The sequence below is a fragment of the Pseudarthrobacter sp. 1C304 genome, from assembly GCF_052245515.1.
Classification (GTDB): domain Bacteria; phylum Actinomycetota; class Actinomycetes; order Actinomycetales; family Micrococcaceae; genus Arthrobacter.
On record NZ_JBQQCH010000009.1, the window covers coordinates 61,915 to 87,930 of the forward strand.

A 26,016-nucleotide genomic window follows, 5' to 3' on the forward strand; every position below is an offset into this window, starting at 1 on the left:
GGCGGACCGGGCCCGCCGGGTCTTTCGGGGCACTCCCCCAAGGAGCCATGCTAGCCACGCCCGCCCGGCCCGGCTAGGGTTCCCCGCGTCCGACGGCGGCAGCACCCCGCCGTGGGGAGCACCCCGCCGTCGGGAGGAACTGCCGGGTTACGCCCGCGCCGCCGGCGCCCAGCCGATGGCCGGGGCGATGTGCCGGACCACGGTGCCCAGCAGCTTGGCGTTAAAGTCGACCCCCAGCTGGTTGGGGACGGTGAGCAGCAGGGTGTCGGCGGCGCGGACGGCGGCGTCGGCGGCGAGGTCCTTGGCAATGGCGTCGGGTGCGCCCACGTAGCTGCGGCCAAAGCGCGCCATCAGCCCGTCGATCACCCCCACCTGGTCGCGTTTCTCCCGCAGGGCACTCAGTCCGAAGAACCGCCGGTCCTCGTCGTCGACGATCGGCAGGACGCTGCGGCTGACCGAGACGCGCGGCTGGTGCTGGTGGCCGGCGTCGGCCCACGCCTGCCGGAACATGCTGATCTGCTCGGCTTGGAGCTGGTCGAAGGGCACGCCGGTGTCTTCGGTGAGCAGCGTGGAGCTCATCAGGTTCATGCCCTGTTCCGCGGTCCAGACGGCCGTGGCACGGGACCCGGCGCCCCACCAGACCCGTTCGCCGAGGCCCGGTGAATGCGGCTGGACAGGCAGCAGCCCGGAACCGCCGCCCGCGTAGCGCGGCTCCGCCTCCGCCATCCCGGCCCCCGAAATGGCGCGGCGGAACACGGAGGTGTGCCGCCGGGCCATGTCCGCCGCGGTTTCCCCGTCGGCCGGCACATGGCCGAACACGGCGGCGCCGTCGCGGGCCGGTTCGGGTGAACCCCGGCTGATCCCGAGCTGCAACCGCCCGCCGCTGATCAGGTCCGTCGCGGCGGCTTCCTCGGCCATGTAAAGCGGGTTTTCGTAGCGCATGTCGATCACGCCGGTTCCCATTTCGATCCGGCTGGTCCGGGCGGCAACAGCGGACAGGAGCGGGAACGGAGAGGCCTGTTGCCGGGCGAAGTGATGCACGCGGAAGAACGCGCCGTCCACCCCCAGTTCCTCGGCGGCGACGGCCAGTTCGATGCCCTGCAGCAGGGCGTCGCGGGCGGTCCGGGTGCGGGAACCCTCCCCGGGTCCCCAGTGCCCGAAGGACAAGAATCCGATGCGCTTCATGTCATGCCCAACACCCGAGGCAGCAGCAGCATTCCGGCGCTCAGGCGCTACCCGGGGTGCGGAATTGCCCGGTAGCAACGCGGCGCGCGATGTTGCCCGCTGGAGGCAGACCCGGAAGACTGCCCGAATGAAGCGGGGAGAAAGCGTGCGCCCGGAGCTGCGGACCGGCATGCCAGCAAAGTACCAGGGACTGCTGGCAGCCGTGGGTTTTGTGGCTGTCATGGTGCTGTCGCTGGCAGGCCAGGTGTGGCTGGGGCCGGTGATGGCCCTGGTCTTCGTGTCGGCGCTGCGCATGAGCGCGCGGATTCGCTTTGAGGATGCCGGCCTGTCCGTCCGGGTTGCGGGGCTGTTCTCCACGACAATCGCCTATCGTGAGATCACAACCGTCGCCACCGGTCCGAGCACCGGCCTTCGTGAGGGCATGGGCTTGCGGATACTCCCCGGCGGAGGAACCGGCTATCTGGTAGGCGGCCCGACGATCCGGATTCAGACCGCCGGCGCCTGGCTGCTTGTCTCGTGCGCTGACCCGGCAGGCGCCGTCGCGTACATCCGCACGAAACTTCCGGAACCAACGTAGACGCGTTCGCAGGGCTTCTGGCCGGCTGAGGCGCTCAGGCCCGGACTCAGGCCCCCGCTTGCGGAGCCAAGGCGGGCTGTCGCGGGCACTCCGTCGCGGGCTCTCCGCTACGCCGCGCGTTCGCCCGGCCCCCAGGGCAGGCGCGGTGACGCGTGGATCCTGGCTTCGTGCCGGCTGAGGAGTTCGGCGCGTTTCTTGACGGCGCTGAGGTACTCGGCGAAGACCGCCTCGACATCGGGGACGGCGTTCCAAAGCAGGACGGGCAGCGGGCCGGCAAAGTCCTGCCTGACGCGCAGGAGCGTCTGCCCACCGTGGGGCGTGAGTGTGAAGGTGCGCACGCTCCTGGCCAGAGCAAGGGGCACGCCTCCGGTCCAGGTCATCACTTCGCCCGGTACCTGCCTGACCCGTAAGCGGAAGGTGCGCTTCCCGCCGGTGCGGGTACGGACTCTGATCGTGCTGCCGTGGCGCAGTTCGCCGTCAATGTGAGTAATCCCGGAGTTCCAGACGGTGAAGTTGCCGCCGTCAGTGATGACGTCCCATACCGTGCTTTTTCGGGCATCGATCAGGGCCCTGGACTCATAGGATTTTATGCCCCTGCCGGGCCAGAACTTTGCCTTCGTTCCTGTCGGACTCATCGGGACTGGTGGTTCCAGAGCCCGGAAGGGCCTTGGCTCCGGATCGCGCAACGTCTCGACATTAGGAGGCTTCCTTCCGAAAGAGGGTGCGAGAGGTGGATCTGCCACTGGTGACTACGATCATTCTCGGGCCGCACCGGGGCGCGGACCTCATCCGGGCAAGATGATTCCCGCCGACAACACGGCGATCCACCAGTGCGTGGCCCAGGGGAACCCACTGTCGGTCAACGGCCCCGGGCAGCTGGGCAGCTCGCCGGCCGGCACTATCCGGGGATCCGGAATTCCTGGGCCGTCAGCGTCCACGCGGTTCCGGTGGCGCTCACTATCAGCGTGTACGTCCCGGGGTCCAAGGTGACGCCGACTGCCCCGGTGCCGCCGGTCTGGCCCACGGACAGCGCAGTGATGGCTGGTCCTTCTGCGGGCTGGAGGTAAGCGATGGCCGGCCCGGGGAACGTGTACTCGAGGTGGACCCGGCCGGTGAGGGTCACGAGCGAAGCCTGGGTCTTCGTGCCGGAGGATTCCGCGACGGTGACCCACTCTTTCGCCAGCGGCGGGACCGGATCCAGCAATGCCATCACGGCGGCGACAGCCCCGGTGACGGGGACCGCACTGACGCCGGTCAGGGCTCCCCCGAGGGCGGCGGCCAGGACGGCCGAGGCGACGCGCAGGCCTCGGCGCAGGGCGTTCGTCCCGGCCAACGGCATGGATGCACCGTCGGCGGCGTATTCTTTGGTGATCCGGAACAGGTCCAGGAGCCACCAGATCCCCAGTCCGCCGAGCGTCAGCAGCTTCAGGGTGCCGGAGACGGGCTGGCGGAGGTAGAACCGGTCCGCGCCGGTGAAGCCCAGGAACAATGCCAGCAGCCACGCCGTGCGCAGGGAGCGCAGCGGCGGCAGCTCACCTTCGAAGAACAGGCCATGCTGCCCGGGCGGAGTCACATTTCTGATTCTCGAGCAGCCAGGCGCGGGACGTCTACGGTCTTTCGGCACCAGTGCAGCGCCGCAGGCTGGGCTCAGGCCGCCGGATCAGCCTTCGGTTCAGAGCTGCCCCGCCGGGGACTTGGCCGCCGCCACGAAGTCCCGGATCCTGGCCAGGTCCTTGACCCCGCGGGAGGACTCGACACCGGAGGAGACGTCCACGCCCCAGGCGCCGGCCTGCGCGGCGGCGCCGGCCACGTTGGCCGGATCGAGGCCGCCGGCCAGGAGCCAGGTGCGCCCGGCCAGGCCCTTGGCGCGGACCGAGGCGTAGTCCCAGGCCTCGCCGGAGCCGGGAACGGCCGCGTCGATCAGGAGCAGGTCCTCACCCCAGTCCGCGAACGCGTCTGGCGCGGCGGACATGGTGACGGCCCGGATCAGCCGCAGGCCGGCGTCGTGCACGGTGCGCACGTCCGCCGGCGTACGGTCGCCGTGGAGCTGCACCCAGCCCAGCCCGGCCTCGCGGGCCAGCTCGACGGCGTCCGCCGCGGCCTCGTGCCGGAAGACGCCGACGGCGGGAAGCCCGGCCGGGACGTGGGCCAGGAGTTCCCGTGCCTGCGCCGCCGTCACTTCGCGCGGGCTGCTGGTCAGGACGAACCCGACGGCGTCCGCCCCGGCTTCCGCGGCGGTCCGGACCGACTCCGGGGTGCTGAGTCCGCACACCTTGACGAACATCCGGCTCCTTCCGCAAAGTCCATGTTGTTACCTCCGACCGTAGCAAGGACGGCGGCATGCTGGCCCATCACGGTCCCCCGCATGACGCGGGCGGATAGGGTGGAGGGATGGAAATCATCCGGTACGCCGCGCTGAAAGCCCAACCCTGGCGTAACGGCGGCGGGGTGACCCGCGAAGTGGCCGTCCACCCCGGCTCCGCCTCCCCGCAGGCCGGGACGGACGGCGGCTGGGACTGGCGGGTGAGCATCGCCGAGGTGTCCAAAGCGGGCGACTTCTCGGCGTACCCCGGCATGGACCGCGTCCTCACCGTGGTGGAGGGTGAGCTGCTGCTGCTGACCGTCGACGGCGCCGAGCACCCGCTCGAAAAGTACCGCCCCTACCGGTTCTCCGGCGACGCCGCTGCCGCCGGCGCGCTGCCCACCGGCAACATCCGGGACCTCAACGTCATCACCCGCACCGGCGTGTTCAAGGGATACACCTCCATCGTCGAACTCTCCAAGAAGCGGGCGCACCCGGTATTCGAGGGACAGCTGGGGATCCTGCTGCAGGGCCAGGCCACCGTGGGCACCGGCGGCGACGACCAGCCGACGGCGCTGGAGCGCTATGACGCCGTGGTGGGTTCGGATGCCGGCACCCCGGAGATCCTGGGACGCGGATTCCTGGCCGTCGTGTCGATCGACCCCGTCGGGGACTGATCACGATCGGGAGCAGCAGCGGGAGCTCCTACCCGGTGGGCCGCCCGCTCCGCATCTGGAGCAGCGCCGCCCCCTCACCGGCCGCGGGATAATGATTGCGCTGGCGCGCGCCCTCCGGCCCGCGGGTTCGACCCTCCGCCGGGGCGTTGCTAAGCTGGAATGAAGGCCCCTTCTGGCGGGCCTCCGGACGACGGTTCAGTACCCGGCACGCGACAAGACTGGCCACAGGAGCAGTCATGTCGTGGTTAATTCTTATTCTTTCCGGCTCGTTGGAAGCCGTCTGGGCCGCAGCCCTGCACCGGACCGCGCAGGCCACCGGCCGCCGCCGGATCGCCCCGGCCGCCGTTTTCCTTGTCTCCGTGCTGGCCAGCACCGGCGGGCTCGCGATCGCCATGCAGTCCATCCCCACGGGCACCGCCTATGCCGTCTGGGTGGGCGTCGGCGTGGTGCTGACCTCCGCCTATGCCATGGCCACCAAAGTCGAGCCTCCGACGGCGGCGCGGATCCTGCTGCTCGGCGGCATCGTGGTGTGCGTGGCCGGCCTGAAGCTGGTGGCATAGCCATGGCTCCGAACCGCACCCCCAAGGCACCGGCCGCCACCCTGGCGTGGATCATCCTGCTCGCGTCCGCCGTGCTGGAAGCGGTCTGGGCCACGGCCCTGGGCCTCTCCGACGGCTTCAGCCGCCCCCTCCCCACCCTGGTCTTTGCGGTCACCGCCACCCTGAGCATGGTGGGGCTGGGACTTGCCGTCAAAACCATCCCGCTCGGCACGGCCTACGCCGTCTGGGTGGGGATCGGCGCGGCGCTGACGGTGGGCTGGGCGATGGCGACCGGCGTCGAACCTGCCAGCCCACTCAAACTGCTGTTCATCGCCGGGATTGTGGGCTGCGCGGCCGGGCTGAAACTGCTGCCGGCCGGGAAATCCGAGGCGTCCCCGGCGCTCCCGCCCAGTTAGTCCGCGCCCGGACGGGTGATCCGGGGCGACACGCCGTGGCGGCGGCCCGCTCGCGGGAAGCAACTGGGCAGGAGCGTTGGAATACCCCGGAGCGGACCGGGGTTGGGGCTAAAAACGGCGAATGGAGACCCCATGAATGCAGCGACAGTCCGGCTCGGCGACGGTCTGGAAGTCAGTCCCCTCGGTTTTGGCGGCATGGCCCTGACCCCGGTGTACGGCGAAGTGGACCCGGCCGAGGCCCTGCGGACCCTGCACCACGCGGTGGATGCCGGCGTCAGCTTCATCGACACAGCGGACATCTACGGCGGGGGCAGCAACGAGGAGCTGATCGCCAAGCTCCTGGCGGATCGCCGCGGCGAGGTACAGCTGGCCACCAAGTTCGGCCTGGTGGGCACCCCGGCCACCGGTTACTCAGACATCCGCGGCGACGCGGACTATGTGCGGCAGGCCGCGGACCGGAGCCTGCAGCGGCTGGGCACCGACACCATTGACCTGTACTACATGCACCGCCGTGACCTCCGCGTTCCGATAGTGGAAACCGTGGAGGCCATGGCGGGGCTGGTGCAGGCCGGCAAGGTGCGGCACCTTGGCCTGTCTGAAGTGACGGCCGAGGAGCTGCGCGAAGCCAGCAGTGTCCACCCGATCGCCGCAGTCCAGAGCGAATGGTCCATCTGGAGCCGCGATGTGGAACGCAACGTGGTTCCTGCCGCGGCCGAGCTGGGGGTGGGATTCGTGCCCTACTCGCCGCTGGGCCGGGGATTCCTCACCGGCACCGTGGACGCGTCGAAGCTGGGAAGCAACGACTTCCGCCGCAACATCCCGCGTTTCGCCGAGGCGGCGCTGGACGCCAACCAGGCAGTGGTGGCGGCCGTGCAGTCCGTCGCGGCTGAACTTTCCGGGTCCGGGCAGGCTGCAACTCCCGCCCAGGTGGCCCTGGCCTGGCTGCTGGCGCAGGGCCGGAAGCTTGGACTGCCCGTGGTCCCCATCCCCGGCACCCGCAAGGCGGCCCGGATCGACGAAAACCTTGGCGCTTTGGCCCTCGGCTTCACCACGGCGCAGCTGGAGAAGCTCGACGCCGCGGCGGACGCCGTCGTCGGCTCCCGGTCCGCGGACCCGCGGTGGGTGTCCCAGGGCCGTGAATAGCCCGTCCGTAGACTGAAGCCCATGGACTCGCTTATTCACTCGTTACGGAACATCACCATCCGCCGGATTTCGGTCAGCGAGATGGACAACAACGTTTATCTGCTCACCGCCAAAGCCTCCGGTGCGCAGCTCTTGATCGATGCGGCCGATGATCTAGCCGCCATCCAGGAGCTGCTGGCCGACGCCGCCGCGGATACGTCCGCGACGCTGAAGCTGGCGCTGATTGCCACCACCCACCAGCACTGGGACCACGTCCGCGCGCTGCCGGCCCTGGTGGAAGCCACCGGCGTGAAGACAGCGGCCGGGACGGACGACGCCCCGGAACTGCCGGTGCCGGTGGATGTGCTGCTGGATCACGGGGACGTCGGCAACTTCGACGGCTTCGACGTGACGGCAGTGCACCTGCGCGGCCACACCCCGGGTTCGATCGCGCTGGTGTACCAGGACCCGGAGGGCCCGGCGCACATCTTCTCCGGCGACTCGCTGTTCCCGGGCGGGGTGGGCAACACGCAGAAGGACCCGGACCGGTTCGCCCAGCTGCTCAGCGACGTGACCGAGCGGCTGTTCGATGTCTATCCGGATGACACCGTGGTGCACCCGGGCCACGGCAAGCCCACCACCCTGGGCGCGGAGCGGCCGCACCTGGAGGAGTGGCGCGCCCGCGGCTGGTAGGCCGCGCGCTGTCGGACGGGCGCTGCGTTTTCAGACGGCCGCTGCGGGGATTCCCGTAGCGGCCGTCCGTTTGCGTAGCGGAAAACCGGGGACTTAGCAGCCGCGGCGTTCGTTCGACGCCGGAGCCGACGCACGGCGGGGTCCGCTGCCGCGGGCCGGACGGCCTTCGCCGGAACGGCCGTTGCCGCCGCCTGCGTAGGATCCGCCCGAGGTGCCCCCGGTGTTCGAGGACCAGACCGGTGCGCTGCCGCCGCTCTTGGCGCCGGCTGCGGCACGCTGGCCCGTCGCCGGACGTCCGCCGCGCTGGCCGCCGGTGGCTCCGCCCGTGCGGGGTGCACCGCTGCGGGGTCCACCGGACCGGGGTGCGCCGCTGCGGGGAGCCGAGGCGCCCCGGGCGTCGCTGCGTCCTTCTGCTGCGCGGCCGTCGGAGCCACGGCCGGCCGCGGCGCGGCCGCCGGCGGACGGAACATCGTTGTGGTGCGCGTAGGCGGTAGAGCGGCCGCGGCCCCGGGCGTTGCGCCGCTCGGCGCGCTCGGCGTCGGCCTTGTCCTGGTTCTGCTCCGCGAGGCGGTCGGCTGCGCTGCGGGCTGCAGCCTGGCCTTCGTAGGCGGCGGCGCGGCGCTCGGCACGCGGAAGGTCGGTGCGGGGAGCCTCGGTGGAAACCCGTCCGCGTCCGCCGCGTCCGCCCCGGCCGCCCGCGGTGGGCGCAGCCTGGCGGCGGGCGCGCTTGCGTTCGGCGTTGGCACCGGTGGAGGTGCCGCCGCCCTGGTTGAACTTGGCGGCCAGCAGTGCGGCGCGGGTGCGCGGATCGATCTTGTCGGCCATTTCGCCCACCAGTTCGGCGACCAGCGGCGAGTTGGCGGTGACGCGCTCGAAGTTGACCTCGACGCCGGCAGCCTTCATCAGCTTCTTGACGTCTGACTGCTGCTCCGGAAGGGTCAGCGTCACCACGGTGCCGTCGGAACCGGCGCGGGCCGTACGGCCGGAGCGGTGCAGGTAAGCCTTGTGCTCCGTGGGGGGATCAACGTGGATGACCAGCTCGACGTCGTCCACGTGGACGCCGCGGGCGGCCACGTCGGTGGCGACCAGGACGCGGACGTCGCCGGAGGAGAACTCGGCGAGGTTCCGGTCACGGGCGTTCTGCGACAGGTTGCCGTGCAGGTCGACGGCGGGGATACCGGCGTCGGTGAGGGTCTTGGCCAGCTTGCGGGCGTGGTGCTTGGTGCGCATGAAGAGCACGCGGCGGCCGGCGCCCGAGGCGAGCTCGACGATCAGCTGCTTCTTGACGGTCTGGTCGTTGACCACCAGGACGTGGTGCTCCATGGTGGTCACCGCGGCCTGCGGATCGTCCACGGAGTGGGTCAGCGGGTTGGACAGGTAGCGCTGGACGATCTTGTCCACGCCGTTGTCCAGGGTGGCGGAGAACAGCAGGCGCTGGCCCCGGCTGGGGGTCATGTCCATGAGCTTCTTGACCACCGGCAGGAAGCCGAGGTCAGCCATGTGGTCGGCCTCGTCCAGGACGGTGATCTCGACGGCCTCAAGGGTCAGGATGCGCTGGCGGATCAGGTCCTCCAGGCGGCCGGGGCAGGCGATGACGATGTCGACGCCGGCGCGCAGGGCCTTCTCCTGGCGCGCCTGGGAGATGCCGCCGTAAATCACGGTGGTGGTCAGGCCTGCGGCCTTGGCCAGCGGCTCGATGGTGGCGTTGATCTGGGTGGCGAGCTCGCGGGTCGGAGCGAGGACCAGGCCCATGGGCCGGCCGGGCTTGCGGAAATGCGCGGCTTCGCGCTCAGCGAGCCGTGCCACGAGCGGGATGGCGAACGCGATGGTCTTGCCGGAGCCGGTGCGGCCGCGGCCCAGGACGTCGCGTCCGGCCAGGGTGTCCGGGAGGGTCTTGACCTGGATGGGGAACGGTTCAACGATTCCCTGGGCGGTGAGGGTGTCGGCGAGGGCCTTGGGCGTGCCGAGGGCAGCAAAAGTAGTCATAAGTTTCAAAGGTCTTTCAGGCGGTGTCCGTGCAGACATCGGCCCCCGAGCCGGTTGGTCCAGGGGTTCGCCGAAGAAAAGTCAGGTGATCAACCGGGCCGTTACCAACCTTGCGGCAGTGGCGGCCGGGACCAAATAGAACGCGTTCATCGACGCAGGATGTGCCTCTCACATGAAAAAATCCCACTCCCTAAGGACATTCCCGAAGGAATCCAGCAGGGGAACCGGTTGATGAACCGGACCGGTCATTCAAGACCGGCCAATTTGAACCGAAAAGTGGGCATCACTGCACATCAAGTTCCTCCAGTCTATCATCCGGCGAGGCCAGGGCCGATTCCGCAGGCTCAGGGCAGCAGCGCGGGTGCCTGGAACAGCGGTACGTGCGACGCCGGGGAACCGGGCCGCAGCGCCGCCGGCGCGGGCTGATTAGCGGGCAGCGCCCCGGCCTGGCCGGCGGCCCCCGCGCCGGCCGCTGCCGCCGCGACCGGGACCCGCCGGACCACCAGGACCTCGGCGTCGATCAGCCGCCTGGTGCCGGTCCGCTCGTCCAGGATCCAGAACAGGTCAGTGTCCGCCACCGTGCGGATGACTTTGCCCCGGTGGAAGAGTTTCCCGTTGTGCCACGCCTCGATCGGGTCCCCCACCAACAGCTCCTCACACGATTGCACCTGCTGCCCAACGTCTACCGTCATGGCCTGCTCCTTCCGTGGACCCGGATCCACCCCAGCGTCATTCCGGCCTCCGGCCCCAGCCTCCCCTACCGAGGTTTCAAGGGCGTTTCGGCGGAGTGATCGTCGTGTGTCAATTTTGGAAGCCGCCGGGCGCCTGACGCCGTGCGCCTGTCGCCGACCGCCGGGCCCTGCAATGATGAGGGAACCCAACCCCCACCACCGGCGAGGACATCCATGACTGAGCAGACACACCCCGAGCCCGGCAGCGACGACGGCGCAGCCCAGATGTGGGACGACATGTACCGAAGCCGGGACCGGGTCTGGAGCGGCCAGCCGAATCCGCAACTGATCGCCGAGGCCGCGCCGCTGCCGCCCGGGACAGCCCTTGACCTGGGCTGCGGCGAGGGCGCCGACGCCATCTGGCTCGCCAGCCGCGGCTGGACGGTCACCGCCGTCGACGTCTCCGCCGTCGCCCTGGAACGGGCCAAGGCGCATGCGGAGGAACGGGGCCAGGGCGGGAACGTCACGTGGGTACAGCAGGATCTGGCCACGTGGGTGCCCGGCGAGCTCTTCGATCTGGTCACGGCCCAGTTCCTGCATTCCACCGTGATGCCCTGGCAGCAGGCGCTGCAGGTGGCCGCCGCCGCGGTGCGGACCGGCGGAACGCTGCTGATCGTGGGCCACCACCCCGAGGGGCTGCCGCCGTGGGGGAAGCATCACGACCACGGGACTGAGCGGTTCTACACGGCGGAACAGCTGGCCGCCGGGCTCGGGATCGAAGCACCCGAATGGCGGCTCGACGTCGTCGACACCCGGCACCGCAGCGCCACCGGGCCCGACGGCGAGGCTGCCGCCCTGACGGACGCCGTACTGCGCGCCACCCGCCTCGCCGCCCACTGAGCCCGGCACCTGCAGCATCCCGTCCGCCGTCGAACGCGCCGGAAGTGTGCGGGATCGCCGGAACGTTCCGGCGACCCCGCACGCCTCCGTCGACTTTGCGGAACGCCCCCGCAGGCTTTGATGTATGACATGGGACACAGGGCGACAACTGGGCCGCGGATGCTCGACAAGTGTCGAACTTCGGAAGGCGCGCCGGGCGGGCCCGACAAGGGCGGCTGCCCGCGCAGCGGCGGGGCCGCGCCCGCCCCAGGGGCGCCGCGTGCCACCCGCCCGCCCGGATCCGCCGCCGCGAATCCGCCCGGATCCCGCCCCTACGCTTAAACCACCCACCAAGTGTTAGCTCCGTCACACCTGCGACGGAACCGTGCGGGCCGCTGAAATCTCCTCCGGCGGGCCGCCCGAAACAAGGAAGAAGCCTCATGTCTGAACGCTCCACCACGGCTGTCCCGAACACTGCACCAGAGTCCACCGCCAGCAGCCACGGCCAGGAACCGCACCTCGCCCGGGCCCTGGGCAACCGCCACATCCAGCTGCTGGCCATCGGCGGCGCCATCGGCACCGGCCTGTTCATGGGCTCCGGCAAAACCATCTCCCTGGCCGGTCCGTCCGTCATCTTCGTCTACATGATCATCGGCTTCATGCTGTTCTTCGTCATGCGGGCCATGGGCGAACTCCTGCTTTCGAACCTCAGCTACAAGTCCTTCAGCGACTTCGCTGGCGATCTGCTGGGCCCCTGGGCGGGCTTTTTCACGGGCTGGTCCTACTGGTTCTTCTGGGTGGTCACCGGCGTGGCCGACATCGTCGCGATCGCCGGGTACGTGGACAAGCTGGCCCCCGGCACACCGCTGTGGATCCCGGCCCTCATCACCCCGGTGGTGCTGATCCTGCTGAACCTCCCCACGGTCAAGGCCTTTGGCGAGGCGGAATTCTGGTTCGCCATCATCAAGGTGGTGGCCATCCTCGCCCTCATCGCCACGGGCATCGTCATGATCGCCACACACTTCACCTCCCCCAGCGGCGCGGTGGCCAGCCTGTCCAACATCTGGAACGACGGCGGCATGTTCCCGCACGGCATGTTCGGCTTCATTCTCGGCTTCCAGATCGCCATCTTCGCGTTCGCCGGCATCGAGCTGGTGGGCACGGCAGCAGCTGAAACCAAGAACCCGGAAAAGAACCTGCCCCGGGCCATCAACTCCATCCCCATCCGGGTGCTGCTGTTCTACGTGGGCGCCCTGGTGGTCATCATGGCGGTCAACCCGTGGCGCAGCATCGATCCCGGCAGCAGCCCGTTCATCGGCATGTTCACCCTCGCCGGGCTCGGCATCGCCGCGGTGGTCATCAACCTGGTGGTGCTGACGTCCGCGGCCTCCAGCGCCAACTCCGGCATCTACTCCACCTCGCGCATGGTCTACGGCCTGGCCCAGGACGGCAACGCCCCGAAGGCCTTCGGCAAGCTGAGCATCCGCAAGGTCCCGCAGAACGCCCTGCTGTTCTCCTGCATCTTCCTGCTGGCCGGGCTGGTGCTGCTCTACTCCGGCGACTCGGTGATCGGCGCCTTCACCATCGTCACGTCGGTGGCCTCGGTGCTGACCATGTTCGTGTGGTCCATGATCCTGGTCAGCTACATCGTGTTCCGCCGCCGCCGGCCCGAGCTGCACGCGGCGTCGAAGTTCAAGATGCCGGGTTCGGGCTTTATGCCCTACGTGGTGCTCGGGTTCTTCGGTTTTATGCTGGTGGCGCTGGGCCAGGCCGACGACACCCGGCTGGCGCTGCTGGTGGCGCCGCTCTGGTTCCTGCTCCTCGGCGGGGCCTGGTACTTCAACCGCCAGACGCCGCTGCAGCAGGCGCGGATTGCGGAGTGGAAGGCAGTGCGCGACGCCGGGACGGTCACCGCAGCGCGCTGACCATGACGCCGGGCGCCGGTCCTCACCGGCGCCCGGCCACCCGCGGAGCCACCGCCACCGCCGCGACGCCGATCAGCACCGTCAGGGCGAAGACACCGGCGAAGGACGCCGCCGCCGTCGCGAACGCCGCAAAGATGATTCCCGTGGTGGCGAGCGACAGCGCCCCGCCCAGGGAATCGGAGATGGACATCGCCGAGCTGTTGAACCCCTCGTTGTCCCTGGTGGACAGGGCCAGGGTCATGACGCTCAGGCGCGCATACATCAGTCCCATGCCGGCCCCGGCGAGGACCCACGCGGCAATCGCGACGGCGGCCGGCCAGCTCAGCAGCGTGGTCACGAGCACCAGGACGACGGCGGCCAGGACCAGGGCCGCCCCGGTCCGGACCGCGCGGCGGTGATCCAGCCGCGGCCCCAGCCGGCCCTGCACCGCGGAGCCGGCGGCCCAGGCGACCGCACCGCCCGTGAGTGCCAGCCCGGCGAAGGTGGGCGAGAAGGAATACCGCTCCACCAGGAGGTACGGCAGATACACCTCGGCGCCGAAGAACGCTGCAGCGGCCAGCCCGCGCGTCAGAATGACGCTGGGAAGGCCCCGGCGGGCCGTCAGGGTCCCCCTCGGCACCAGCGGGCGCACGGCAAGGAGGGCCACCACGACGGCGGCCACCGCCACGAGCCCGCCAGCCACCGGAAGCCGGGCGGAAAGGTTCAGGCCAAGCACCGCGAGCGCCGCGAGCGCAGCCCAGACCAGCCGGCCGGCGGCCGAGGTTTTCCGCGGCGCAGGGGTGGACATGTCCCCCGGCGCGGCAGTGTTTCTTTCGTCGCTGGCTCCGTCGGCACCGTTCCCGTTGTCGCGAGTCCCGCCGTCGCCGTTCCCACCAGCACTTTTCCCGCTGGCGCCGTTTCCGCCGTCGGGGGTTCCGTGCAGCCCGCGCAGGGCCGGGACGATCATCAGCAGGGCCGGCACCACCAGGCCCACCACCCCCAGAAACACCCAGTGCCAGCTGAGCAGCTGAGCCACGACTCCTGCGGCAAAGGGGCCCACCAGCGAGGGAATCACCCAGGCCGCGGAAAACGCGGCAAAGATCTTCGGATGCAGCACGGCCGGATAGACCCGGGCGATCACCACATACAGCGCCACCGTCATGGCCCCGCCGCCCAGGCCCTGTACCAGCCGTCCCGCCACGAGGGCCGGCATGGTCTCGGCCGTCCCCGCGACCAGCAGGCCCAGCACAAACATGGCCACGGACGCGTACAGCGGCCCCACCGGGCCGCGCCGGTCGGACCAGCTGCCCGCGGCCACCATCCCGATGACACCGGTGGCCAGCGGGCCGGCGAACGCCAGGGCGTACAGGGCGGCGCCATCCAGCTCACGGCTGACCACCGGCATGATGGTGGTGACGGCCAGCGATTCGAACGCGGCCAGGAACACCAGGGCGCAGGCGCCGAGTGTCACCAGGACGTAGTTGCGGTGGAAGATGCCGGCGGATTCGAGGGTCGCGGCGGGGGCGGTACGGGGCAAGGGAATGGCCTGATCGATAGTTCTTGGAGGGGTGGTGGCTGTAGGGGAAGCATGCCACAGGCGGCGGCCGGGCGCACCCACGCCGTGCGGTTCTATACTTCCGGGAAGACCGCGGCGGCAAAGACTGCGAGAGGACACAAAGACGTGACTGAACGGATCGGCATCATTGGTGGCGGGATTGTGGGGATCGCGCTGGCGCGTGCGCTGGCCCAGGCCGGGATCGGCGAGGTCACCGTTTTCGAGAAGGAGCACCGGCTGGCCGCCCACCAGACCGGCCACAACTCCGGCGTCGTCCACGCGGGTCTCTACTACGCGGAAGGGTCCCTGAAGGCGCGCCTGTGCGTTGCCGGACGTGTTGCCCTCCGGGACTTCTGCCAGCAAAAGAACCTGCCCTACCGGGAGGCCGGCAAGCTGGTGGTCGCCGTCGACGAGTCCGAGCTCCCTGCCCTGGCGGAGATCGAACGGCGGTCCCGGGCGAACGGGGTTCCCGGCCTGGCCCGGCTCGACGGCGCCGCGCGGCTCCGGGAGATTGAACCGCACGTGGCCGGTGTGGCCGCGGTCCATTCGCCGCACACCGCCGTCGTCGATTTCGCGGCGATCACCGAAGCCCTGGCCCAGGACGTCCGGGCCGCCGGCGGGACCATCCTGCTGGGGCAGGAGGTGGTGTCGATGGCCGTGGCGGGGAGCACCGTGCGGGTGGTGGCGGTGGGGTCGGAGCACGTCTTCGACCGGGTGATCGCCTGCGCCGGCCTGCAGTCCGACGTCGTTGCGCGCCTGGTGGGCGCCGATCCCGCACCGAAGATCCTTCCGTTCCGGGGCGAATACTGGTCGCTCAGCCCGGAGCGGACGGACCTGGTGCGGGGCATGATCTATCCGGTCCCGGACCCGCGGTTCCCGTTCCTGGGCGTGCATTTCACCCGCGGCGTGTACGGCGACGTGCACGTGGGCCCCAACGCCGTTCCGGCGCTCGCCCGCGAGGGCTACGGGTGGCGTGCGGTGTCGGCGAAGGACACCTGGGAGTCGCTGCGGTGGCCCGGGGCCTGGCCGCTGGCGAAGAGGCACTGGCGGATGGGGGTGGAGGAGATCAGCGCCTCACTGGTCAAGACCCTCTATTACCGCAAGGCCAGGCGCTTCATCCCGGAACTCGCCATGGCGGACCTCACGGCGAAGACGGCGGCGGGCGTCCGGGCGCAGGCCTGGGGCCGCGACGGGTCGCTGCTGGACGACTTCGCCGTGGACCAGGTGGGACCCGTGACGCTGCTGCGCAATGCGCCCTCACCGGCGGCGACGTCGTGCCTGGCCATCGCCGACCACTTGGTGTACCGGTACCTGAACGTCCGGCGGCCGTAGGGCACCCGGAGTGCAGCGTTTCCGGGGTCAGCCGCCGACGTAGCGGTCACGCCCGGCGCGGTAGCCGAACACCGCGGCCAGGGATCCGACGGCGAGGAAGAGCACCCCGGCCGCCGCGAAGGACCCCGTGGCCTGGTGCAGCTGCCCCACCATCAGGGTTCCGGTGGAGCCCACCCCGTAGCCCACGCCCTGCATCATGCCGGACAGGTGCGCGGCGGTGTGCCCGTCCCGGGTGCGGACCATGATCATGGTCAGCGCGACGGCGGTCAGGCTGCCCTGGCCCAGGCCCAGCAGTCCGGTCCACAGCCAGATGAGTTGCAGCGGACCGAAGATGCTCAGCGCGAAGCCGGCGCCGGTCATCAGCGCCACCACGGTATTGATGCCGCGCTGGTCCCGGAACCGGGTGGCGAGCGCCGGGGCAAAAAGGGACCCCAGCATCTGCAGCACGATCGAGACGGAGACGATCAGTCCGGCCGTGCCGCCGTCCACGCCGCGTTCGCGCAGGATCGGCACCAGCCAGGCGAAGACGCTGAAGGACATCATGGCCTGCAGCACCATAAAGATGGTCACCTGCCAGGCGATGGCCGAGCGCCACACGTTCACGCCGCCGTGCAGCACGTGCTGGCGGCCGTGGCGCTGCCGGATGGCCACCGGCAGGAACAGCAGGAGGACGACGCCGGCGGGCAGCGCCCAGAACCGCAGCGCCGCGGTCCAGTCCCCCGTCGCGGCAAAGACGGGATACGTGAATCCGGCTCCGAGGGCCGCGGAGGCGCAGATCGCCGTGGTGTAGAGGCCGCCCATGAGTCCCAGCCGGTGCGGAAAGTCGCGTTTCACCAAACCGGGCAGCAGCACGTTGCAGAGCGAGATCGCGGCGCCGCACGCCGCCGTCCCGGCCAGCAGGGCGGGGAGATGCCCCGCGTCCCCCGCTTCCAGGGGGCGCAGCAGCAGCCCCGCGGTCAGGACGGCCATGGCGCCCAGCAGGACGCGCTCGGCGCCGAACCGGCGGGCCAGCACGGGTGCCAGCGGCGCGAAGACCCCCAGCAGGGTCACCGGCACGGTGGTGAGGACCACCACCGCCCAGCCCGGCAGTCCGGCGTCGGCCGTCACCTCGGGAAGCACCGCGGAGAAACTGGAGAATACGGTGCGGAGGTTCAGCCCGATCAGGACCAGGCAGACACCCAGGTAGGCCAGGGCGCGGCGGCCGGCGACGCGGGTGGGTTCCGCCGCGGGGACGTCGTCGATTTCGGCGTCCACCAGCAGGCCCCGGCCATCCTCGATCTTGAGGCCGCCGACGGTGGAGTCCTGGGAGCTCTTCGGTACAGTCACGGACCCATTCTGGCAGGCCGCGCGCCGCGGACGTTGTCAACAGCCCCCGCCGGCGCCACCCCGGGCGGTCCGCTCAGCTCCGGCTAAGGATCAGGTACCGTTCGTCACTGACCGCCTTTCCCCACAGCGCCGGGTCCGTCAACGGCACGACGTCGGCGTGCCGGCGGTGCCGGAGCACCAGGTCCCGGCACTCCTTTGCGGGTATCCCGGCGCCGGTACCCCACAGCCCTTCGACCAGGACAATGGTCCCGGTCCCGCGCAGGAGCTGTGTCCAGCGTCCCAGCGCCGCGTCAGGATCCGGAAGCGCCCACACCACGTGCCGGGCCAGCACCACGTCGCAGCATCCCGGTGGAAACGGCGGTTCCGAGGCGTCACCCTGCCGGAACTCAACCGCCGTCGGGAGCGGCAACCTGCCGGCGGCGGCAGCCCGGGCCGCTTTGGCCTGCGCGGTTTCCACCATCCGGGCGGAGAGGTCCAGACCCCGGACGCGGTGGCCGGCCTCCGCCAGCAGGAGGGACAGGCTGCCGGTCCCGCAGCCCAGATCCGCGACGTCGCTGACGGGCCCGGGAATGAGCGGCAGGATCAGGTCCGCCCAGGCCTGCCGGACGGCCGGATCGCGCAGGCCGTGGTCGGCTTCCCGGTCAAAATCCTTCGCCTGGGCGTCCCAGTATTCGCGTATTGCGTCGGTCATGCGCACAGTCTGCCACGGCCCCCGGACAGGAACGGCTGCCGGACCGGCGCCTTGGTCCCGCCCGGCCGGACGGCGGAACTCCACTATTCTGGAAAGGATGAGCGAAACCCCAGAATCCCCCGAAACGCCACAGCCGCCGCGCCCGGTGACCCCCGGCAGCCAGGCCTCCTTCGGCACCTACGGCGGCCGCCCGGTCAGCTTTGTCCGCCGCGGCACCCGCCTGCAGGGCCGCCGGCAGGCTGCGTGGGAGGAGCACTCCGACCGCTGGGCTGTCGAGGTCCCCCGGCACGTCGCCAACACGTCCGTGCACCCGGACTACGTCTTCGACGCCGAAGCCGAGTTCGGCCGCAAGGCGCCCCTGATCGTGGAAATCGGTTCCGGTCTCGGCGACGCAGTCTGCCACGCCGCCGAGGAGAACCCGGACACGGACTTCCTCGCCGTGGAGGTCTACACCCCGGGCCTGGCCAACACCCTGATCAAGATCAACAGCCGCGGCCTGAGCAACGTCCGGGTGGTGGAGGCGAATGCCCCCGAGGTGCTAGCCACCATGCTGCCGGCCGGTTCCGTAACGGAGCTCTGGGTCTTCTTTCCCGACCCCTGGCACAAGTCGCGGCACCACAAGCGCCGCCTCATCCAGCCGGCGTTCGCCGACCTGGCGTCACGGGCCCTGAAGCCGGGCGGCATCTGGCGCATCGCCACGGACTGGTCCAACTACGCCGTCCACGTCCGGGAGGTCCTGGCCGGGTCCCCCGACTTCGAGAACCTGCACGACGGCGAGCGCAGCGGCCCCGACAGCCCCCTCACCCAGGTGTGGGAATCCGGCGTCGAATCCCTGGTGGGCGGCGCCCCGGTCAAGGAGGGCCGCGCGCCGGTGAGCACGGAACATACCGGCCCGAATGAGGGCATCGACCAGACCGGGGGCTGGGCCCCGCGGTTCGACGGCCGGATCCTGACGAGTTTCGAGGGTAAAGCGCACGAGGCGGGACGGCTCATCTTCGACCTGGCCTACCGCCGCCGGTAGCCCGGTCCCGGCTCCGTCGGGCCCCTGTCCGGCCGCCTTTCCGGGTCCGGTGCCGCGGGTACTGTTCCCGCACGGCTCCGCGTGGCACGATTACCGAAGATGCACCAACCGGGCGGAACGGAAGCCCGGGCGAACCACCGAACCAGCTGAGGAATCCGCCATCAAAGAAGAACTGAGATCCGCCACGGACGCCGCGGAAAACATCACCAACTCCCGCACCCTGGAGATCGTGGCCCGCGCCGGTTTCGCCGTGAGCGGCATCCTGCACCTCCTCATCGGCGTCGTCGCCATCCGGCTCGCCATGGGCGGGGAAGGGAAGGCCGACTTCAGCGGGGCGGTGGAGCAGCTCGCCAGCCAGCCAGCCGGTCCGCTGCTGCTGTGGACCTCGTTCGCGGCGTGCGTGGCCCTCGCCATCTGGCAGACCAGCGATGCCATTTTCGATTTCGAGCACCTGCCGACCAAAAAGAAGCTGGGCAAGAAGCTCAAGGCAGCACTCCAGGCCGTCGTCTATGCCGGGCTCGCCATCACCTTGTTCAGTTTCGCCAGCGGCGCCGGCTCGGATCAGGGCAGCGCCACGAGCAACCTCACGGCGTCGATGATGAAAACCCCCGGTGGCGTAGCCCTCCTGATTGCCGTCGGCGCGGCCATCGCGATCACCGGGGTCGTGTATGCCATCCGGGGCTTCCGCCAGTCGTTCGCCAAATACCTTCGCCTCCCGGCTTCGCCCAGGGCGCGGACGGCGGTGACGGTTCTGGGCGTGGTCGGCTACGCGGCCAAGGGCGTTGCCCTGCTGCTGGTGGGGTTGCTGGTCATCATAGCCACCGTCAAGGCGAACCCCGAGGAATCGACGGGGATCGACGGCGGCCTGAAGGCCCTGCGCGACCAGCCTTTCGGCGTCTACATGCTGGCCGCCGTCGGCATCGGCCTGATCTGCTACGGCATTTTCATGATGGTGCGGGCGAAACTCGCCAAAATGTAGAGTCCGCACATCAGGCGCGCCCGCGCCGTCAGCCGTTCCCCGCCGTCAGCCGCGGGGGACTGTGATGACGGCCACGGCCTGCTGCTGCCCGTCCCGCATCTCGATGCTGGCGATGTTGGTGAGCTGCACGGGCGTGGCCCCGGTGATCCGGACCCTGCCGCTGGGGGTGGCCGTCCACGCGCAGGCGCGCTCCTCGCCGCCGCCGCTGTCCTTCACCCAGAGGGAGAGGGTGCCGTCCGCCGGGAGGCTCCGCCCGTCGACGGCGAGCTCGGTGCCCCAGGTCTTCTTCACCATGCCTACTGTGAACTGCAGCCCGTTGCCGGCCTGGACGGAGTAGCTGGCATCCGGTTTGGGCGGCTGGTTGGCCAGCGGCGCGGCCAGGAACCCCAGGACCAGGCACGCAGCGGCTGCCGCGGCCAGCGCTGCGGTCCACCGGAGCCGGATGCTCCTTCGCCGCGCGGACAGCTCATCGAGCAGCCGCCGCGGCACGGCAGCCGGCGCGGGAACCGACGCCGCCGGTTCCCGCCCGGCCGCCATGCCGAGGGCGACGGCGTCGGGCACCGGGAGCGCGTCCAGCAGCGCCGGCAGGCTGGCAAGCTCGTCCAGTTCCTTCCGGCAGTCCGCGCAACGGCCCAGGTGATCCTCAAAGGCGGCGGCCTCGGCCGGTTCCAGACCGCCCAGCAGGTAGGCGCCGAGGAGCTGGTGCGGGTCGGCGGCGCTCACCGCTGCACCCCCATCTCGTCGAGGATGGTCCGCAGGGCCCTTACGGCGTAGAACGCCCGGGACTTCACTGTTCCGTTCGGGATGTTCAAGCTGACCGATGCCTCCTGCACGGTGTAGCGGCGGTAGTGGAGCGCCACCAGGACATCCCGGTGCTCGGCGCTGAGCCGCAGCAGCGCTTCTTCCATCAGGACGCGGTTGAGGAGTTCGTCCACGCGTTCCGCACCGCCGGCCGGATCGGCCAGTTCCCGGTCCGTTGTTTCCTGGGGCCGGCGCTGGGCCTTGCGGTAGTTGTCGATCATGATGTTGCGTGCGGTCCGGAACAGGTAGCTCCGCAGGCTTCCGGTGATGTGCGGCGCCTGCTGCCAGACCTTCAGCACTGTCTCCTGCACAATGTCCTCCGCCAGTTGCGGATCCCGGCAGGCGCTCAGGACGAAGCGCCTGAGCGCTGCCCCGTGGTCGCGGTACATCGCGGCCACCACGTCTTCGTCCAACGGCATTGCCGTCCTCCCTGGCCCTGCGGTTTCCGCGCCCTTCGGCGCCGGCGTTTCTGCCCCTACGACGTGCAAATCACCGGAACAGTTCACCAGGGCCGGCGCCGGGGCGCGTCCCGGGCCTGCTGTGAACCATTCTGGCCCCGGAGGCGTCGTAACGGTTAGCGCCGGCCGGAGCCGATTGGCCGGTTCGCGCAAGGATCCGAGTCAAGGAGCAGCAGATGAAAAAGCACCTCCGCGTCGGCCTGTCCGCTGTGGCCCTCGCCGCCCTACTCTCCGGCTGTGCCGGCACGGGCGGAACCACCACTTCCCCGACCACGGCGGCGGCGCCAACCAGCGCAGCGGCTTCCCCGCCGACGTCGGCCGCGGCTTCGACGTCGGCTCCGGCAGCGGCTACCGCCGACGTCAAGGTCGCCGATTCCTCCGCCGGCCAGATCGTGGTGGACGGCAAGGGCATGAGCGTCTACTACTACACGAAGGACGTCAAGGATTCCGGGACCAGCGCCTGCACCGGCGGCTGCCTCGACGCCTGGCCACCGGTCCTCGCCGCAGCTGACACCCCAACGGTCGACGGCGTCACCGGCACCGTGGGCACCATCGCCACCCCCGACGGCAAGCAACAGCTGACCATCAACGGCATGCCGGTGTACTACTACGCCAAGGACCTCGCGGCCGGGGACATCACGGGCCAGGGCGTCGGCGGCGTCTGGTATCTCGTGGCACCGTCCGGCGAGATGATCACCGCCGCCGGCTAGCAGAGGACACCGGCGACGCCGGGCCCCCGGCTCAGTCGGCCTCGTCCTCCAATTCGACGGCCGCCAGAATCTCCTTGTCGGCCTCGGCCTGGCGTTCGGCCAGGTTGGGGATCCGGGCCACGCGCTCGGCGATGTGGCGGTCCAGTTCCTCCTCGTCCAGGACGAGGAGGTCGCCCTGGCTCCGGAGCCAGGCGGCGTTGAGCGCGACGATGTCTTCGGTCCCCAGCAGGGCCTCGAACTCGCCGTCGAGCTCGTCCAGGAGCCGGACGGCGTCCGCGGCGGTGCTGCCGGCACCGCCGTCATTGGGGGCGCCGTCCAGCTCCGCGTCCCCGTCAAGGTACGCGTCCGCCTCTTCCTCGGAGAGCGAGTCGAAGGCCGCCGCGGAGCGGTTGAAGAGATCCAGGTGCGCGGCGGCGCCCATACCTTCCAGCCCGGCCCGGACGTACGCGTCGATCTCCTCGCGCTCGGGCGCGCTGAACACGTACTGGGCGAACCCGCCGCCCAGTGCCTGCGTCAGGTAAAAATCGACGTAATAGCTGCGCAGTGCGTTCGGGGCGATCTCCCCTACATCCAGCAGTTCCGCGTACATCGTGTTGACCACATCCACGTTCGCGTCCACGACGTCGGCGTCGCTGCCGTTAATGCACTCCCGCGGCAGGACCGCCGCGTAGTCGTTGGCGGGAAGGCTCGTGGAAAGACCGTTGCTCATGGAAGATCCTCACTGCAGAAGGCGGGTGCCGCTCCGAACCCTTTCAACGTACGTTGCACCGCGCAGGGTGCGGCTGAGCCCGAGCTGAACGTCCGGCGAAGTTTGGGTGTCCCGCGGCCCCTGCCCGGCCCACGAGACCGGCAATAAAATCCATGGACTGGCTTTAAAAATATAAGTGAGTATGGTGATGGGTAGATAGCGTTTAGAAAGGCGTGATTCCATTGTCCGGAAAGTCTCCCCGAAATATCAATGCCAAGAAAACGGGAAAGTCGATTCTTGAAAAAAGAGCCGACAAAAAGGCAAAAAGCGAATCCAGCGACATTCTGTTCGTCAAGCCGCGCAAAAACCAGCGGTGACGCCTAGCCCCTGTCGGGAAAGATCCGCGGGCGGCCGGACGTGTTACTCCTAGCCGCGGCCGGCCGCCCGCGCCACCCGACAGCAGGGTGACCCGCCGCCGGACGCACCGCCGCTTGGACACCCGGGCCATTCAGGCTTCCGAGTAGATTTCCGCTAAATGGCGGAATGCGCGCCGGCGAACGCCGCAAGCCGCCACAGAACTCCCTGCCCGGATGCCGGGTGATTCCTGTCCGGCCCGTTTCTCAGCCTGCAGAAATTGCTGGTTGTTTGGACACAGAAAGACCCAGTCATGCGCCAGACACGTAATGCACTGATTATTCCGCCCCGCCTTAACCACCCCATTCGGGTGGAGGAAATCGACACCTCCCTGGCCGCACGGCAGACCCTGGTGGAGGGAAGCGTCGGGGCCATCACCGGCCCGGGTTGGCACGCCTTCCTGAACGACGAGGCGGACTTCATTCCCCTGCCCCCGAACGCGCGGGCCGAGGTGCTGATCCGCGAAGCAGGGGTCCCGCTTGAGGAGACCGTCAGCGGGACGGTGGTGTTCCTCGGCAACGCGCACGATGGCGGCGACACGGACATACCGGCACCCCTGCTGCGGCTGGCCGAGCGCCTCTTCAACACAGCACTGGCCGCCTGACCAGGCCACGGAGCTGTTCCCGGATGCAACACTCCGCTGGTTCGAAAGCTGCGGTCACTTCCCGTACTGGGACCAACCAACGGAAGCGGCAGGCCTGATCCTCGATAGCACCGGCTGGGCTGCGGCTTAGCGCCGGAGCGGAGCCGTGACGACCGCCAGGCAACCCACCACCCTCGCGCCTCACCAACGGCACCCGGCACCGTCGGCCATGCCGACCGCATGCGCGAATCGATGGACGGGCTGGTGGGACAGGATCCCCGGGTTGAAGGTCCCGGCCCCGGCGGGGCCAAGGAGCGAACATCACTCCACCCGGTCGGGACGGAGGCCCTGTTCGTAGGCATCGCCTGATCGCCGGGTTTCCCTTAAACCAGTCGTCGAAAGCGCAGCGAGGCCCGGTTCCTCCTTCGGCTCCGCTGCAAGCCTCCAAAGGAGCGTTTATCCCGCACGATGGAATGCCCGATGAGGATGCCTTAACCGCTACCCTCCGGGCGTCTTGAAACCCTAGGGTTTCGAGGCGCGGAGGTTTCGAGACACAGGCCGGAATAGGAAGCAGACTCCGCAGACCGGACACGAGCGGCTTCAATCGGTAGTAGCTTCATGCCGCGATCCTGCTTTCCTGCCACGGCATTTCTTCGTGTCCTTCGGCTGGGAGAAAGCCCTAACGATTTAGGACCTAGAGCGCAGCGCGGTCAAAAGATCCGCTAGTGAGGGCAGCCCCGCCAACCCGGCAGGGCTTTTGTAGACCCTGCATGTCAGGGCCGGCGATGCTGGTGATGGGAACAGGTCCAGGCCGTCTGCAATGAAGGACGGCGAGCCGTGGAAGTGCAGTGCTGTGGCTTGTTCCTCAGTGTCCAGCTGCACCACACGCACGTCTCCAGCGGCGTTTTCGGCTGCCAATGCCTGACGGAACAGATCCAGAGCCGGAGCACTGTTTGGGCAGCCGGCAATGATCCGCAGTTCGTAGTCCATAGTCTCTCCAGTATTTCAGCCGAGAGAGCTTTGCACTCCTCCCGTCAGTGGCGGTCAGTCCTCATCCTCGTCTTCTACGAGTTCACCTTCCCAGGCTTCTTTGCCTTCCCAGATGGCGAAGGCGGCGATGATGAAGCCGGCGACGGGGTCCAACCAGGCGGCGCCGGTGAGCTCGTAAAGGCCGACACCGAGGAGCGTGGAGATGCTGAGCAGGACGCATATTTTGGTTTCTGCTGCGTCGGCCAGGATCAGGTTGTCCTGCAGTTGGTTTCCGACGCGTTTTTTCATGGCCGCGAGGAAGGGCATCACGATAATCGAAAGCACGAGAATGGCAATGCTCACCGGGGAGCTTTCGGGAGCTTCGCCCTCGATCAGACTCATGGTGCCTTCGTAGGTGACGTAGGCGGCGAGGATGAAGAAGGTGACGGCAACCAGCTTGAGCGCGATCCGTTCTTTTCGTTCATCGGCGTGACCGTGCCGGAGCCGGGCCGCGAGCCGGATTCCCACGAGGACGGCTGCGATTGATTCGATGCCGGAGTCGATGCCGAACCCGACCACGGAGACCAGTCCGGCGATGAGGCCTGCGGTCACTGCGATGGCGCCCTCTATGACGTTATAACCGACGGTGAACTGGGCCAGGCGAAGGCCTTTGCGGGTGAGCTGTTCGGTTTGTTCCGGAGTGAGTGTGCCGGCGGTTTCCATTGTTCGCTCCCTGTTTCGTGCTTGCAGAATCGAAAAGGGTTACCGGTCCGGATGCGCTTTGGGTCGGTCCTCTTTGCTGCCTCAGAGTGAGGCCGCTACAGCTGTCCCACCGCGAAGGTCGCATCAAACCGATAATATCGCTTAAAGACGATTGATAGGCGTAGGCCTCTTAGAAGGTTTCCTTCAGTGCGGTGGTGATGAGGGCTTTAAGCGTGCCCTTTTCGGCGAGGCCGAGCACGCGGGCGCTGACCCTGCCCTGTTTGTCCAGCACGAGGGTGGTGGGTACCGCCCGTGGCGGGACGTAGTCGGCCAGGGCAAGGAGGATGCTGCCGTCGGCGTCATCGAAGCTGGGATACGTTGTGCCGAAGGTTCGTTCAAAGGCGGCGGCCGTGGCTGCGGTGTCGCGCAGGTTGATGCCGTAGAACAGCACGCCGTCAGCTTTGAACTCCTGATTAAGGGCCTCCAGATCTGGGGCTTCCGTCCGGCAGGGGGCGCAAGCGGCGTACCAGACGTTCAGGACCGCCACCGATCCGCGCCAGTCTTTGGCGTTGACGATCGTTCCGTCGTAAAGCGGGCCTTCCAGCTCCACGGGAGCGCTCCTGTCTTCGGGAGCGAACTCGGAGACTGACCCGTCGCCGGCGATGTAGTTTTTGTTGTCCCCGGCCCGCGCCTGGGCCGCGAGGGAGTCAGCGGGGGCGGCGCAGCCGGCCAGAAGCAAGGCCCCTGATGCCATGCCGAGCAGGAGGCTGCGACGGCCGGGCTTTGATTCGACGGCTGATGATGGGTTTGAGGGGACGTTCACGGGGTGCGGTCCT

General features: G+C 69.2%; 29 protein-coding genes and 1 riboswitch. Of the genes, 14 read left to right on the forward strand and 15 right to left on the reverse strand.

The window, feature by feature from the left end:
* Positions 1-147: 147 nt before the first annotated feature.
* Positions 148-1,185 (reverse strand): LLM class flavin-dependent oxidoreductase, encoded by a 1,038-nt coding sequence (locus ACTWQD_RS15520; RefSeq protein ID WP_443197021.1) that lies wholly within the window; start codon positions 1,183-1,185, stop codon positions 148-150.
* 127 nt (positions 1,186-1,312) lie between these two features.
* Here ACTWQD_RS15520 and ACTWQD_RS15525 point away from each other — a divergent pair, with 127 nt between their 5' ends.
* On the forward strand, positions 1,313-1,762 hold the full coding sequence (locus ACTWQD_RS15525; RefSeq protein WP_443197022.1) for a hypothetical protein: 450 nt from the start codon (positions 1,313-1,315) through the stop codon (positions 1,760-1,762).
* A 107-nt stretch (positions 1,763-1,869) separates the two neighbouring features.
* Here ACTWQD_RS15525 and ACTWQD_RS15530 read toward each other — a convergent pair whose 3' ends face one another.
* The 3 genes from ACTWQD_RS15530 to ACTWQD_RS15540 form a co-directional block, all read right to left on the reverse strand.
* Positions 1,870-2,397 (reverse strand): SRPBCC family protein, encoded by a 528-nt coding sequence (locus ACTWQD_RS15530; RefSeq protein WP_443197023.1) that lies wholly within the window; start codon positions 2,395-2,397, stop codon positions 1,870-1,872.
* 263 nt (positions 2,398-2,660) lie between these two features.
* A complete protein-coding gene (locus ACTWQD_RS15535) occupies positions 2,661-3,335 on the reverse strand; it encodes a TM2 domain-containing protein (protein WP_443197024.1) in 675 nt (224 codons plus the stop codon).
* Between the two features lie 99 nt (positions 3,336-3,434).
* Positions 3,435-4,046 carry a phosphoribosylanthranilate isomerase gene (locus ACTWQD_RS15540; RefSeq protein ID WP_443197025.1) on the reverse strand — a complete coding sequence of 204 codons (612 nt, stop codon included), beginning with the start codon at positions 4,044-4,046 and terminating at the stop codon, positions 3,435-3,437.
* 107 nt (positions 4,047-4,153) lie between these two features.
* Here ACTWQD_RS15540 and ACTWQD_RS15545 point away from each other — a divergent pair, with 107 nt between their 5' ends.
* From ACTWQD_RS15545 to ACTWQD_RS15565, 5 genes are all read left to right on the forward strand, one after another.
* On the forward strand, positions 4,154-4,741 hold the full coding sequence (locus ACTWQD_RS15545) for a HutD/Ves family protein (protein WP_443197026.1): 588 nt from the start codon (positions 4,154-4,156) through the stop codon (positions 4,739-4,741).
* 160 nt (positions 4,742-4,901) lie between these two features.
* A riboswitch (guanidine-III (ykkC-III) riboswitch) is annotated at positions 4,902-4,968 on the forward strand.
* Positions 4,969-4,977: 9 nt separating this feature from the next.
* Complete coding sequence (locus ACTWQD_RS15550) at positions 4,978-5,301, forward strand: DMT family transporter (protein ID WP_443197027.1); 324 nt, start codon at positions 4,978-4,980, stop codon at positions 5,299-5,301.
* Positions 5,302-5,303: 2 nt separating this feature from the next.
* The gene (locus ACTWQD_RS15555; RefSeq protein ID WP_443197028.1) at positions 5,304-5,696 is read left to right on the forward strand and encodes a DMT family transporter; all 393 of its coding nucleotides are present in this window, start codon (positions 5,304-5,306) and stop codon (positions 5,694-5,696) included.
* Positions 5,697-5,828: 132 nt separating this feature from the next.
* Positions 5,829-6,839 (forward strand): aldo/keto reductase, encoded by a 1,011-nt coding sequence (locus tag ACTWQD_RS15560; protein ID WP_443197029.1) that lies wholly within the window; start codon positions 5,829-5,831, stop codon positions 6,837-6,839.
* 21 nt (positions 6,840-6,860) lie between these two features.
* Complete coding sequence (locus tag ACTWQD_RS15565) at positions 6,861-7,511, forward strand: MBL fold metallo-hydrolase (RefSeq protein WP_443197030.1); 651 nt, start codon at positions 6,861-6,863, stop codon at positions 7,509-7,511.
* 93 nt (positions 7,512-7,604) lie between these two features.
* On the opposite strand, the gene ACTWQD_RS15570 is transcribed toward ACTWQD_RS15565, so the two are convergent.
* Entirely contained in the window at positions 7,605-9,497 is a 1,893-nt protein-coding gene (locus tag ACTWQD_RS15570; protein ID WP_443197031.1) for a DEAD/DEAH box helicase, read from the reverse strand.
* 344 nt (positions 9,498-9,841) lie between these two features.
* Positions 9,842-10,189 carry a hypothetical protein gene (locus ACTWQD_RS15575; RefSeq protein WP_443197032.1) on the reverse strand — a complete coding sequence of 116 codons (348 nt, stop codon included), beginning with the start codon at positions 10,187-10,189 and terminating at the stop codon, positions 9,842-9,844.
* 213 nt (positions 10,190-10,402) lie between these two features.
* Here ACTWQD_RS15575 and ACTWQD_RS15580 point away from each other — a divergent pair, with 213 nt between their 5' ends.
* The gene (locus ACTWQD_RS15580) at positions 10,403-11,068 is read left to right on the forward strand and encodes an SAM-dependent methyltransferase (protein ID WP_443197033.1); all 666 of its coding nucleotides are present in this window, start codon (positions 10,403-10,405) and stop codon (positions 11,066-11,068) included.
* A gap of 419 nt (positions 11,069-11,487) precedes the next feature.
* On the forward strand, positions 11,488-12,972 hold the full coding sequence (locus ACTWQD_RS15585) for an amino acid permease (protein ID WP_443197034.1): 1,485 nt from the start codon (positions 11,488-11,490) through the stop codon (positions 12,970-12,972).
* 22 nt (positions 12,973-12,994) lie between these two features.
* Here the strand turns inward: ACTWQD_RS15585 and ACTWQD_RS15590 are convergent, their stop codons facing one another.
* The gene (locus ACTWQD_RS15590; protein WP_443197035.1) at positions 12,995-14,488 is read right to left on the reverse strand and encodes an MFS transporter; all 1,494 of its coding nucleotides are present in this window, start codon (positions 14,486-14,488) and stop codon (positions 12,995-12,997) included.
* Between the two features lie 144 nt (positions 14,489-14,632).
* On the opposite strand from ACTWQD_RS15590, the gene lhgO reads away from it, so the two are divergent.
* Positions 14,633-15,838 carry an L-2-hydroxyglutarate oxidase gene (gene lhgO, locus ACTWQD_RS15595; RefSeq protein ID WP_443197036.1) on the forward strand — a complete coding sequence of 402 codons (1,206 nt, stop codon included), beginning with the start codon at positions 14,633-14,635 and terminating at the stop codon, positions 15,836-15,838.
* A gap of 27 nt (positions 15,839-15,865) precedes the next feature.
* Here the strand turns inward: lhgO and ACTWQD_RS15600 are convergent, their stop codons facing one another.
* Together ACTWQD_RS15600 and ACTWQD_RS15605 are read right to left on the reverse strand one after the other, a co-directional pair.
* Entirely contained in the window at positions 15,866-17,116 is a 1,251-nt protein-coding gene (locus ACTWQD_RS15600; RefSeq protein WP_443197134.1) for an MFS transporter, read from the reverse strand.
* A 121-nt stretch (positions 17,117-17,237) separates the two neighbouring features.
* Entirely contained in the window at positions 17,238-17,855 is a 618-nt protein-coding gene (locus ACTWQD_RS15605; protein WP_443197037.1) for a class I SAM-dependent methyltransferase, read from the reverse strand.
* 97 nt (positions 17,856-17,952) lie between these two features.
* On the opposite strand from ACTWQD_RS15605, the gene trmB reads away from it, so the two are divergent.
* Positions 17,953-18,876 carry a tRNA (guanosine(46)-N7)-methyltransferase TrmB gene (trmB, locus tag ACTWQD_RS15610; protein ID WP_443197038.1) on the forward strand — a complete coding sequence of 308 codons (924 nt, stop codon included), beginning with the start codon at positions 17,953-17,955 and terminating at the stop codon, positions 18,874-18,876.
* Positions 18,877-19,048: 172 nt separating this feature from the next.
* A complete protein-coding gene (locus ACTWQD_RS15615) occupies positions 19,049-19,855 on the forward strand; it encodes a DUF1206 domain-containing protein (protein ID WP_443197135.1) in 807 nt (268 codons plus the stop codon).
* A 45-nt stretch (positions 19,856-19,900) separates the two neighbouring features.
* Here the strand turns inward: ACTWQD_RS15615 and ACTWQD_RS15620 are convergent, their stop codons facing one another.
* Positions 19,901-20,578: an anti-sigma factor family protein gene (locus ACTWQD_RS15620; protein ID WP_443197039.1), complete on the reverse strand. Its 678-nt coding sequence runs from the start codon at positions 20,576-20,578 to the stop codon at positions 19,901-19,903.
* Positions 20,575-21,075, reverse strand: coding sequence for a sigma-70 family RNA polymerase sigma factor (locus ACTWQD_RS15625; protein WP_443197040.1), 501 nt, complete (start codon positions 21,073-21,075; stop codon positions 20,575-20,577). The genes ACTWQD_RS15620 and ACTWQD_RS15625 overlap by 4 nt, the downstream gene beginning before the upstream one ends.
* Before the next feature lie 215 nt (positions 21,076-21,290).
* Here ACTWQD_RS15625 and ACTWQD_RS15630 point away from each other — a divergent pair, with 215 nt between their 5' ends.
* Positions 21,291-21,824 (forward strand): COG4315 family predicted lipoprotein, encoded by a 534-nt coding sequence (locus ACTWQD_RS15630; protein ID WP_443197041.1) that lies wholly within the window; start codon positions 21,291-21,293, stop codon positions 21,822-21,824.
* Between the two features lie 31 nt (positions 21,825-21,855).
* Here ACTWQD_RS15630 and ACTWQD_RS15635 read toward each other — a convergent pair whose 3' ends face one another.
* The gene (locus ACTWQD_RS15635) at positions 21,856-22,533 is read right to left on the reverse strand and encodes a DMP19 family protein (protein WP_443197042.1); all 678 of its coding nucleotides are present in this window, start codon (positions 22,531-22,533) and stop codon (positions 21,856-21,858) included.
* A 646-nt stretch (positions 22,534-23,179) separates the two neighbouring features.
* Between ACTWQD_RS15635 and ACTWQD_RS15640 the strand changes: the two genes are divergently transcribed.
* A complete protein-coding gene (locus ACTWQD_RS15640; RefSeq protein WP_443197043.1) occupies positions 23,180-23,530 on the forward strand; it encodes a DUF3846 domain-containing protein in 351 nt (116 codons plus the stop codon).
* A 219-nt stretch (positions 23,531-23,749) separates the two neighbouring features.
* Positions 23,750-23,878 (forward strand): hypothetical protein, encoded by a 129-nt coding sequence (locus tag ACTWQD_RS15645; protein ID WP_443197044.1) that lies wholly within the window; start codon positions 23,750-23,752, stop codon positions 23,876-23,878.
* A 318-nt stretch (positions 23,879-24,196) separates the two neighbouring features.
* Here ACTWQD_RS15645 and ACTWQD_RS15650 read toward each other — a convergent pair whose 3' ends face one another.
* From ACTWQD_RS15650 to ACTWQD_RS15660, 3 genes are all read right to left on the reverse strand, one after another.
* On the reverse strand, positions 24,197-24,499 hold the full coding sequence (locus tag ACTWQD_RS15650) for a hypothetical protein (protein ID WP_443197045.1): 303 nt from the start codon (positions 24,497-24,499) through the stop codon (positions 24,197-24,199).
* Positions 24,500-24,553: 54 nt separating this feature from the next.
* Positions 24,554-25,201 carry a cation diffusion facilitator family transporter gene (locus tag ACTWQD_RS15655; protein ID WP_443197046.1) on the reverse strand — a complete coding sequence of 216 codons (648 nt, stop codon included), beginning with the start codon at positions 25,199-25,201 and terminating at the stop codon, positions 24,554-24,556.
* Between the two features lie 169 nt (positions 25,202-25,370).
* Complete coding sequence (locus tag ACTWQD_RS15660) at positions 25,371-25,934, reverse strand: TlpA family protein disulfide reductase (protein WP_443197136.1); 564 nt, start codon at positions 25,932-25,934, stop codon at positions 25,371-25,373.
* Positions 25,935-26,016: the final 82 nt, after the last annotated feature.

Excerpts from the sequence above, each read along its gene's own strand:
- ACTWQD_RS15520 (WP_443197021.1), bottom strand. The coding sequence starts at position 1,185 with ATGAAGCGCATCGGATTCTTGTCCTTCGGGCACTGGGGACCCGGGGAG.
- ACTWQD_RS15525 (WP_443197022.1), top strand. The coding sequence starts at position 1,313 with ATGAAGCGGGGAGAAAGCGTGCGCCCGGAGCTGCGGACCGGCATGCCA.
- ACTWQD_RS15530 (WP_443197023.1), bottom strand. The coding sequence starts at position 2,397 with ATGAGTCCGACAGGAACGAAGGCAAAGTTCTGGCCCGGCAGGGGCATA.
- ACTWQD_RS15540 (WP_443197025.1), bottom strand. The coding sequence starts at position 4,046 with ATGTTCGTCAAGGTGTGCGGACTCAGCACCCCGGAGTCGGTCCGGACC.
- ACTWQD_RS15545 (WP_443197026.1), top strand. The coding sequence starts at position 4,154 with ATGGAAATCATCCGGTACGCCGCGCTGAAAGCCCAACCCTGGCGTAAC.
- ACTWQD_RS15550 (WP_443197027.1), top strand. The coding sequence starts at position 4,978 with ATGTCGTGGTTAATTCTTATTCTTTCCGGCTCGTTGGAAGCCGTCTGG.
- ACTWQD_RS15555 (WP_443197028.1), top strand. The coding sequence starts at position 5,304 with ATGGCTCCGAACCGCACCCCCAAGGCACCGGCCGCCACCCTGGCGTGG.
- ACTWQD_RS15560 (WP_443197029.1), top strand. The coding sequence starts at position 5,829 with ATGAATGCAGCGACAGTCCGGCTCGGCGACGGTCTGGAAGTCAGTCCC.
- ACTWQD_RS15565 (WP_443197030.1), top strand. The coding sequence starts at position 6,861 with ATGGACTCGCTTATTCACTCGTTACGGAACATCACCATCCGCCGGATT.
- ACTWQD_RS15570 (WP_443197031.1), bottom strand. The coding sequence starts at position 9,497 with ATGACTACTTTTGCTGCCCTCGGCACGCCCAAGGCCCTCGCCGACACC.
- ACTWQD_RS15575 (WP_443197032.1), bottom strand. The coding sequence starts at position 10,189 with ATGACGGTAGACGTTGGGCAGCAGGTGCAATCGTGTGAGGAGCTGTTG.
- ACTWQD_RS15580 (WP_443197033.1), top strand. The coding sequence starts at position 10,403 with ATGACTGAGCAGACACACCCCGAGCCCGGCAGCGACGACGGCGCAGCC.
- ACTWQD_RS15585 (WP_443197034.1), top strand. The coding sequence starts at position 11,488 with ATGTCTGAACGCTCCACCACGGCTGTCCCGAACACTGCACCAGAGTCC.
- ACTWQD_RS15605 (WP_443197037.1), bottom strand. The coding sequence starts at position 17,855 with ATGACCGACGCAATACGCGAATACTGGGACGCCCAGGCGAAGGATTTT.
- trmB (WP_443197038.1), top strand. The coding sequence starts at position 17,953 with ATGAGCGAAACCCCAGAATCCCCCGAAACGCCACAGCCGCCGCGCCCG.
- ACTWQD_RS15625 (WP_443197040.1), bottom strand. The coding sequence starts at position 21,075 with ATGCCGTTGGACGAAGACGTGGTGGCCGCGATGTACCGCGACCACGGG.
- ACTWQD_RS15630 (WP_443197041.1), top strand. The coding sequence starts at position 21,291 with ATGAAAAAGCACCTCCGCGTCGGCCTGTCCGCTGTGGCCCTCGCCGCC.
- ACTWQD_RS15635 (WP_443197042.1), bottom strand. The coding sequence starts at position 22,533 with ATGAGCAACGGTCTTTCCACGAGCCTTCCCGCCAACGACTACGCGGCG.
- ACTWQD_RS15640 (WP_443197043.1), top strand. The coding sequence starts at position 23,180 with ATGCGCCAGACACGTAATGCACTGATTATTCCGCCCCGCCTTAACCAC.
- ACTWQD_RS15645 (WP_443197044.1), top strand. The coding sequence starts at position 23,750 with ATGCGCGAATCGATGGACGGGCTGGTGGGACAGGATCCCCGGGTTGAA.
- ACTWQD_RS15650 (WP_443197045.1), bottom strand. The coding sequence starts at position 24,499 with ATGGACTACGAACTGCGGATCATTGCCGGCTGCCCAAACAGTGCTCCG.
- ACTWQD_RS15655 (WP_443197046.1), bottom strand. The coding sequence starts at position 25,201 with ATGGAAACCGCCGGCACACTCACTCCGGAACAAACCGAACAGCTCACC.
- ACTWQD_RS15660 (WP_443197136.1), bottom strand. The coding sequence starts at position 25,934 with ATGGCATCAGGGGCCTTGCTTCTGGCCGGCTGCGCCGCCCCCGCTGAC.